Source organism: Kitasatospora sp. A2-31 (assembly GCF_022288725.1).
In the GTDB taxonomy this organism is placed as follows: Bacteria; Actinomycetota; Actinomycetes; order Streptomycetales; family Streptomycetaceae; genus Kitasatospora.
Genome location: NZ_JAKNTA010000211.1, coordinates 1 through 1292, shown reverse-complemented (window position 1 = coordinate 1292; position 1292 = coordinate 1). Strand labels below are relative to the sequence as shown.

1 protein-coding gene is annotated in these 1292 nt (G+C 73.1%); it reads left to right on the top strand.

Annotated elements, in window-relative coordinates:
* Window positions 1–1122 (top strand): dihydroxy-acid dehydratase (locus tag MCM47_RS40960; RefSeq protein ID WP_238951853.1); only part of this gene is annotated, 1122 nt, incomplete at its 5' end.
* Window positions 1123–1292 lie beyond the last annotated feature (170 nt).

Sequence of the window (1292 nt, the reverse complement as noted above, 5' to 3'; positions counted from 1 at the left end):
GAACCCCCCACCCGCCACTACGGCCAGGACGACCACTCCGTCCTGCCGCGCTCGATCGCCACCCGCGCCGCCTTCGAGAACGCCATGGCGCTGGACATCGCGATGGGCGGCTCCACCAACACGATCCTGCACCTGCTCGCCGCCGCCCAGGAGGCCGAGCTGGACTTCGACATGCGGGCCATCGACGCCATCTCCCGGAAGGTGCCCTGCCTCTCCAAGGTCGCGCCGAACGGCTCGTACTACATGGAGGACGTGCACCGGGCCGGCGGCATCCCCGCCATCCTCGGCGAGCTCTACCGCGGGGGGCTGCTCAACGAGGACGTGCACACCGTCCACTCCGACTCGCTCGCCGAGTGGCTCAAGACCTGGGACGTCCGCGGCGGCTCGCCGTCCGCCGAGGCCGTCGAGCTCTGGCACGCGGCCCCCGGCTGCGTCCGCTCCGCGGAGGCCTTCTCGCAGTCCGAGCGCTGGGAGTCCCTGGACACCGACGCCGCCAAGGGCTGCATCCGCAGCGTCGAGCACGCCTACTCGGTCGAGGGCGGCCTGGCCGTGCTCTACGGCAACCTCGCCGAGGACGGCTGCATCGTGAAGACCGCCGGCGTGGACGAGTCGATCTGGACCTTCAGCGGTCCGGCCGTCGTGGTCGAGTCGCAGGAGGACGCCGTCGACGCGATCCTCACCAAGCGGGTCAAGGAGGGCGACGTCGTCGTCATCCGCTACGAGGGCCCCAAGGGCGGCCCGGGCATGCAGGAGATGCTGTACCCGACGTCCTTCCTCAAGGGCCGCGGCCTCGGCAAGGCCTGCGCGCTGGTCACCGACGGCCGCTTCTCCGGCGGCACCTCGGGCCTGTCGATCGGCCACGCCTCGCCGGAGGCGGCCTCCGGGGGCACGATCGCCCTGGTGGAGGACGGCGACATCATCGCCATCGACATCCCCGGCCGGAAGATCTCGCTGGAGGTCCCCTTCGAGGAGCTGCACGAGCGCCGGCTGAAGCTGGAGGCCGAGGGCGGCTACCGGCCGAAGAAGCGCGACCGCCAGGTCAGCCAGGCGCTGCGCGCGTACGCCGCGATGGCCACCTCCGCCGACAAGGGCGCCGTCCGGGACGTCAGCAAGCTCGGCTGACGACCTCGGCACACCGCACACCCGGGCGCCCGGTGCGCCCGGTGGCCGCGGAGGAGCCGTCCCGCCCGCCGGGACGGCTCCTCCGGCGTGCTCCGGCGGTTCCGCCCGCCACCCGCCGGTGGTCGCGGCCGTTCGCCGGTGTCGCGGGGCGCCGGGTGATAATCGGCCGT